Raw genomic sequence first — 6,722 nt, forward strand, 5'->3', positions numbered from 1 at the left:
TTCCCCTCGTCGGGACGCTGCGGCAAGGCGTAGCGGCGTGCGGACCGACGGGTCCGCGCGGCACGCGAGCGAGCCGGAACGAGTTCGGCGATGGATGAGAAGAAGGGGCCGAGCGGATACCCGGCCCCGATGTCGTCAGGGATGCCGGCCGCAATGGCAAAAATGCTCATCGATGCCGCTGATCGAGCATAGGCCTGGACCGAAGCCGGCCGCCATGACCTCGGTATCGGCGATATAGCCAAGCTCGCTGGCGATCGTGATTGCCTGGGGCCGGAGCACCGGATCGAGCTTGTCGATGGCAGGCCCGAGCGCTTCTGTGAACCAGCGTTCGTACATTTGGTAGCTTCCTCCGGCGGTCTGGCGCATCATGGCTTTCGAAACGCGGCCCGCCTCGTCCCGAAACTGGGCCAGACTATCTGATTGGGCGGCTGCCGACAGCGGGTCATCTTGCGGAATGTGCGGCTGTGGTGGGCGGTGTTCGGCCGCGACCTGGTATGCCCTGCAGCAGTTCGAACAGCGGGCGCATTCATCGACCTCGTCATATTGCTCAGGATCGTAGAGCGTCGCGCAGTACGGGCAGATCGGAGCGTTGAACAGCGCCCGGAGATCGTCGGAAAGGTTGTCCATAAGAGCCTCCATCAGAATGATGCCGTGCTCCCCATCTCTCATCGATGAGGATGGGCTCAGCGGGACGCGGTGTTGAGGCGGTCAGGGACGGCATGGCCGCCGCGAAGCGGGCAGCGGGGGAACCGATTTTGTTGCCGGGTAGCGCAGCGGAGCGGCGGCAAAATCGGGGGGACCGCTGATCCTTGACGGCCGAGGAACACCCAGCGTCATGCTATGGCGATGAAGCCCCGTCTGATGCCGAGATGTGCGAACGCGTGCTTGCCTCCTGCCCGGCAAGTCGAGCGGGTAACCCGGCAGTAAATCCCCGGCGCTACTCCGGCGAACGGGGTGCCGCTTGGTTGGTCCTCGTCGCTGTGCTAGGCGCTTCGGCGTGCTGCAAAAACGGCAGCGCCGGGGCTTAAGAACCCTGTCGAGAACGGCACACGGTGTGATTTCACGCCGGGGTGCCTGCGCATATGTCCAGGAGCCTCGGCTCTAAAAGCGTAGGCGCATGTCTCGACGTGTTCTTAAGCCCCGGCTCCCGCGCCTTCGCGCGGGAGCGTTGGGCGGGAATGGCTCTCTCGTTTCCGCCTCGGCGGAGGCGAGGGGAAGTCGGATGATCAAGCCGGAAGATTTGGAGGCATCGGATCGACATTTCGTGGAGCAGGTCATGCTATCGATCCGAATGCTGCGCGGCGAAATTGGGCAAGGCGATGGTGGCGATGCGAGGATGCAGCGCGCTTATGCGCTGGTCTTGATGCGCGAGGCTCTGGGCGTGCTCGATTCGATCCGGGACACCAATTGCACCCCGCATTTGCAGATGGCGATCGACCGATTGCTGGGCGGCCCTCGCAATGATCTGTCGCGGGAAATTCATTGAAATCAGGCCCAGGCGAGGCGGGCGTCGTCCGTTCCATCGGCGCTATCCGCCAGACGCTTCAGCCGGGGCAGATACTGTTCGACGCCAAAGCGCATCGCGCGCCGTGACGTAGCCGGGTCGGCAATGCGCTCCCTGAGCTGCGAAAGGGCGATCTCTCCTACGCTCTCGGCGTCCACGCCCAAGGCTTCGAGAAGCGCATAGGCGTTGCCATAGGCAAGATCGAGTTCAAGCCCGCTATCGGATGTAAGCGCGACCCTCATGGTTATTTCGGCCGAGTTGGCGCAGTGGTGAACGCAGACCCGGCGGGCACGAAACTGCGCTTCCTCGACCACGCTGATCACCGCCGGATCATGGTCGAAGATGGCCGTCACCGTGGCCAGCGCGAGCGGGCAGACCCGGACCTCGAAACTGTCGCCGATGATGTCGTCGGGTTCGATGAGCGCGGTGCCGATTCGGTCGCCTTCGGCGCGAAGGATGCGGCGCAGCGCGGCGAGTTGGCGGGCAGTGATGACGGCAACCGGCGCGAGGGTGTCGTCGGCAGGAACGGCGATGCGAAAGAGGATGGACATGACTTTGTCTCCTTGGGCAAACCGCCACCCTTTCATCCCCCTTTTCTCTGGACGCGGCTTGATGCCGCATGGCGTTCGCCCCGGCGGAGCGCGGGGGTTCGATGCCCCCGCGCTCCGCATGTCGCGCGCAAAAGGAAGAGAGAGGCCCCGGCGGATGCCGGAGCCTCTCTCGGGCGCGGGCTCAGGCCCAGCGCTGCTGACGCTGCGGTGCCGGGCGCGGGGCCTGCTGGTCCAGCTTCACGACATGGAGCGGAACGCCGGCCTGCCGCAGCTTCTGCGCGAGGTTCATCTGGATGCCCGACCCCTCGCAGATGACCGCTTCGACCGGCTTGAGCGCCAGCAGGCGATCGTTGCGGACGAAGGCGGCCTTGGCGCCGAGACGGCGATCCAGCCGGAACAGGATGACCTTCACGCCGCGCGCTGCCGCCCAGGCCTGGGCGATCGCGTCGCAGCCTTTGGTCTGCGCGGTGGTCGCGAGGATCATTTCCGGCACGCGGGCCTTGATGGAGTCGAGACCGCGCCAGAGCATCTCGTGATCGTCCCAGACCTGACCGCCGGAGAAGGCGACGACGGGACCTTCGGGCGCGAACTGTTCGCGGCGCTCGCGGGCGCGCTCGGCGAGATAGTTGCGGGCATCGATCATCGAGGCGGTGACCCCGCTCGACACCCGGCTGCCGCGGGTCGGCGAGTAGGGACGGCCAGTCTCGACGCGATAGACTTCGGCGGCATGGTCGCGCATGCATTCCATCGCATCGCGGCACCCCTGCAGTGTCTGGCACAGCAGCTGCGCCTCCTCGAGCTGCGAGGCGTAGATCTCGCTCGGATCGAAGCTGCGGGCGAGATCTCCGAGCTCCTTGGCCGCGTCGTCCTCGCGGTCGCTGAGACGCTTGGCGACGACATGGAAGCTGTTGACGAAGCCCCAGGCGAGGTCGCTCGCGAAAGGCTCGAGCCGCGTGTCGCGAAACACGTCGAACAGCGTCGCCATCACCATTTCCACCGCTGCGCGGGCTTGCTCGGGATCGGGCATCTCGCGTTGCTCGGTCTCGTCGACGGGCGACAGCTTGGCGCGTTCGTCGTGCTCGATGAAAGCACCCTCGTAGATCGAACTCTGGCCGTGATGGCCGGTTTCGCCGGCGATGAAGCTGGCGAGGTCGGCGAAGTTCGTGAAAGACTTGGTCATGTGAGCCTCCATGGCGTTTTTGCTGTCTCATCCCCTCGGATGAGACCTGACTCAGGGCATGCGGTGGTCAGGGAGGTCAGGCACGTTAACCGGGAAGCCGGCCACAGGCCGGACCCCGGTTAACGCCGCGCCAGCGGGGAGTGGGGGAACCGATTTTGTCGGGGTTGCCGGGACGCGTCAGCGGCGCGGCGGCGCCGTCAAAATTGGGGGGGACCGCTCATGCTCGACGGACCGCCAACCCCGCATGCCACACTAGGCAGACACAAGAGAGGAATAGGGGTGTAAAACCTCACCGGCGAGAACAACCGCAAGCGGGATCGTAACCCGGACGGGCGGAGACGAGGCTCAGGCCTCGGCTCCGTGAGGTTAGCCGGGGACCGCGCGCATGCGCGGGCGGCGGCTTAGCGAATAGAGCCCCGGTCCCGTCCTTCTGCCCTGGCGAAGGACGGGATGCGCCAACCATCCATGCAACCGCCCCATCCCCATGTTGCGCCATGCCGCAATCGGGAGCGCAGCGCCCCGAGATCAGGCATATGGGCAATATCCTGCGAGCCAATGCGCTCATGCCGGCAGGAACTTCGGCATCGCGGCTTCCGCCGTGCGAGGGGTGGTCACGCCGGCGCCCGGGACATGGCTGGCACCCGTCCCGGACATTCGACGTCGGCAGCGATCAGACGGGGCCGATCCAGTCCGCAGCCTCACGCCACCCAAGGATGTCGCTGCCACTGTCGGAGACGGCGTCGTTCGAAATGTCGCGCCACGGCGAGCGCGGCCGATAGGTCGGCATGTATCGAGCGGTCATCAGCTCAAAGGTGGCGCAGCTATAGCCGCTGAGGCGAATGGCAAGCACCGGCTGATTCTCCGAAGGAAGATCGAAGAAGACCGAGGTGAAGCCGGACGGAAGCGGCCGGATCGTCGCATCGATCATCGTGCGCGCCAACCGAAGCTCGAGTTCGCCGGCATCGCTGCCCCAGGGATGCGCGTCGATGTCATACAGATCGACGCTCCCGGCGGCGCGCACACAGGAGAATTCGCCCGACCAGCAACGGCTGTCCGGGTGCAGGGCCGTGACCTCGGCGGGAAGACCGGCATCGCCGGTCTCCGAGCGAAGCCAGTCGGCGAGGGCCGGCGTGAGCCGGCCCGAGAGCTTGCGCGCGCGAACCGGCGCCGCGTCGAGTTCGGGAAACTCGACGAGCCACCAGGCGAGGCGGTGATGGAGAAGGACGCCGTAGCAATGCTGTACGGCGGGTCTGGGGGCGGGCTGTGTGGCCATGAGCGGAATCCTTGCTTGAGCGGAAGGACGGGTCAGTGAACTGACCCGTCATGCGCGAAGATGGCATCGGGGCTGATCAGCTGGTGCTCGCCGGCGACCAGCGACCAGGCCGCGGCGAGGTCGTCGTAATATTCGCTGTCGACGATCGCATCGGCACTCGCTTCGCCGAACTGGGCTTGTTCGAACGCGCGGACGTGGGCCGCGTCGGCGGCTTCGGCAATCGCCTGGGCGAGGCGTGCGGCGATCTCGTAGCGGTTGAGGCGGTCTGCCGCACGCCGGATGCGGTCGACCATGGCGGGGTTCGTGGTCTCGATGCCGTGGGCAATGCCGGCGATCTCATCGAAGGTGGCGAGATGGAACATTGTGCTCTCCGTGGAAATGAGGAGGGCGGCCGCTGACGGCCGCCCGTCAGGGATCAGAGGAACTCGATTTCCTCGGCGACGATGTCGGTGTTGTAGTAGGTGCGCCCATCGCGCTCGTTGCGGCTGTAGCGGATCTCGCCGACGACCATCAGCTTGTCGCCTTTCTTCTTGTGGTTGGCGACCGACTTGCCGAGGCCGTTGAAGGCCTTCACCGTGTGGAACTCGTCGTAGGTCTCGGTGTAGCCGTTGTCGTCCTTCTGGACCTGGCCGTCCTTGATCACCGGCTTGGAGGTGACGAGGCTGAAGCTGACGCCGCCCTTGCTGTCGGTGCCGAAGCGGCTGATGTCAGAGGTGATGCGGCCTGAGAGAAAAACCTTGTTCATGGTCGTGTACCTTTCGCGTGTCCGTCAGCGGGCCGACCCCGCTGGGATGAACAGTCGCGAAAGCCCGTGAACGAGGGAGCGCCGCACCGGAGCGCCAGCGACGGGGAACCTGCGATTTTTCGGGTGGTGCGGGCAGAGGCCGCCAGGCCTCAACACGGCCGCAAAATCGGGGGTTGCGACGGTCCCGCACGGGCGTAGCGTTCATCCCGACAAGCGGGTGGCCGGATGGCGGACAGGAGACGGGGACGCACCGACTGTGGAAGGCTCGATCCCGGCCGCTTGCCCTCAACCAGCGCGGCCGATGGCCGGGCGATGGGCCTCCTGCTTTGCCCGGTCGCGGGCTCCGGTCAAGGCGGCCGCCAGTGGGCGCGGTGTGCGCCGACCGCCTCGATGATCCCGCGGGCCGCCTGCAGCCGGAGGCCGGGCCACATTCCAGAGACGATGAGATTGGCCGGCGGGTCCGTCCCGGGCGAGCGCGCCGGATCCCGCGCTTCGGCAGGAAGGGCGCCGCTGATCGCAGCCGTCACGGCGGCAGGTGATCACCGGTGCTGCGGTGGGGACTGTCACGGCCGCCGGATGGGAACCGGGAAGGTTCGGCTGTAACGGGGCGGATATCGAAGCCGAGCCAGGTGAAATGATTATACTGGTCGATGACCACTGACGTGCCGTGCGCGAGCCGGCGGGATCGCCAACGGCGTCGGGAATGGCCAGCTCCTGGCCCGCCTTGTCGCTCTTCGTGGCGATCGCGGCCGTGAAAGCGCGCTGACTCTGCACAGCGATCACAATGACTGGACGTGTCTTGATGCCCTCGTCCCGACCGGCCTACTGGTCACGGGTGAAGAGATAGACACAGTGGAGGATGTCGCCGACCTTAAGGAGCGGCGTCATCGTTCCAAACGTCCTGTCCTATTTCTTCGGCGGAGGGCTTCGCGGCCTCGAAAAGATCCCGATGCGCGTCGGGCATTTGATCGGCATCGGCGGCGTTAAGATCGAACACCGCAAGAATCTGTCCAGCGGCGAGCCGTTCGAAATAGGCGGCCTCGACAATAGTGATGTCTGGACGCCCATGTTTTGTGACGGTGATTGGTTCTCGCTGGCTGATATCCGGATATTGACCGGTATGATTGTGGAAGGCCGTCCGCGGAACTTTCTTCTTCGTTGTCGACCGCAAGGTTTCCGCATTCATGGCACGGTCCAGGCGGAATAATCGGCATATACCAAATATGGCAATTTTAGTAAGTTCGAGAAATACCGCCGCCAAACAAGAACAGGGTCCGCTTCGCGTGAAACGAAGCGGACCCTGCGGGAATCGTGCCCGGCCTGGAGGCGCGGGACCGGGCACGACGGGGGGATTTCAGCTGACGGTTTCGGGTTCCTCCACCTGTTCGGCCGTACGCTGACGACGCTGACGCCGGCCGCCTTCGGGCTGTTCGCCACCAAAGGCGTGCTCTGCCGACGACTGGCCGAGG

At 65.4% G+C, this 6,722-nt stretch carries 8 protein-coding genes; 1 reads left to right on the forward strand and 7 read right to left on the reverse strand.

Annotated features, from left to right (window positions below):
* Positions 1-135: 135 nt before the first annotated feature.
* The gene (locus NN5_RS10255) at positions 136-627 is read right to left on the reverse strand and encodes a hypothetical protein (RefSeq protein ID WP_020818469.1); all 492 of its coding nucleotides are present in this window, start codon (positions 625-627) and stop codon (positions 136-138) included.
* A gap of 595 nt (positions 628-1,222) precedes the next feature.
* Here NN5_RS10255 and NN5_RS10260 point away from each other — a divergent pair.
* Positions 1,223-1,486 (forward strand): hypothetical protein, encoded by a 264-nt coding sequence (locus NN5_RS10260; RefSeq protein WP_015460598.1) that lies wholly within the window; start codon positions 1,223-1,225, stop codon positions 1,484-1,486.
* A 2-nt stretch (positions 1,487-1,488) separates the two neighbouring features.
* Here NN5_RS10260 and NN5_RS10265 read toward each other — a convergent pair whose 3' ends face one another.
* The 6 genes from NN5_RS10265 to NN5_RS25115 all read right to left on the reverse strand — a co-directional run bounded on the left by NN5_RS10265 (position 1,489) and on the right by NN5_RS25115 (position 6,439).
* Entirely contained in the window at positions 1,489-2,055 is a 567-nt protein-coding gene (locus NN5_RS10265; protein ID WP_020818468.1) for a hypothetical protein, read from the reverse strand.
* Positions 2,056-2,236: 181 nt separating this feature from the next.
* A complete protein-coding gene (locus NN5_RS10270; protein ID WP_020818467.1) occupies positions 2,237-3,235 on the reverse strand; it encodes a DUF2493 domain-containing protein in 999 nt (332 codons plus the stop codon).
* 670 nt (positions 3,236-3,905) lie between these two features.
* Complete coding sequence (locus tag NN5_RS10275; protein WP_020818466.1) at positions 3,906-4,508, reverse strand: hypothetical protein; 603 nt, start codon at positions 4,506-4,508, stop codon at positions 3,906-3,908.
* 32 nt (positions 4,509-4,540) lie between these two features.
* Positions 4,541-4,870, reverse strand: a complete 330-nt coding sequence (locus NN5_RS10280) for a hypothetical protein (protein WP_020818465.1) — start codon at positions 4,868-4,870, stop codon at positions 4,541-4,543.
* Between the two features lie 53 nt (positions 4,871-4,923).
* A complete protein-coding gene (locus NN5_RS10285) occupies positions 4,924-5,253 on the reverse strand; it encodes a single-stranded DNA-binding protein (RefSeq protein ID WP_007015553.1) in 330 nt (109 codons plus the stop codon).
* Positions 5,254-6,124: 871 nt separating this feature from the next.
* Positions 6,125-6,439 (reverse strand): type II toxin-antitoxin system prevent-host-death family antitoxin, encoded by a 315-nt coding sequence (locus tag NN5_RS25115; protein ID WP_031297199.1) that lies wholly within the window; start codon positions 6,437-6,439, stop codon positions 6,125-6,127.
* Positions 6,440-6,722: the final 283 nt, after the last annotated feature.

It is taken from the genome of Novosphingobium naphthalenivorans NBRC 102051, from assembly GCF_001590985.1.
Taxonomy (GTDB): Bacteria; Pseudomonadota; Alphaproteobacteria; order Sphingomonadales; family Sphingomonadaceae; genus Novosphingobium; species Novosphingobium naphthalenivorans.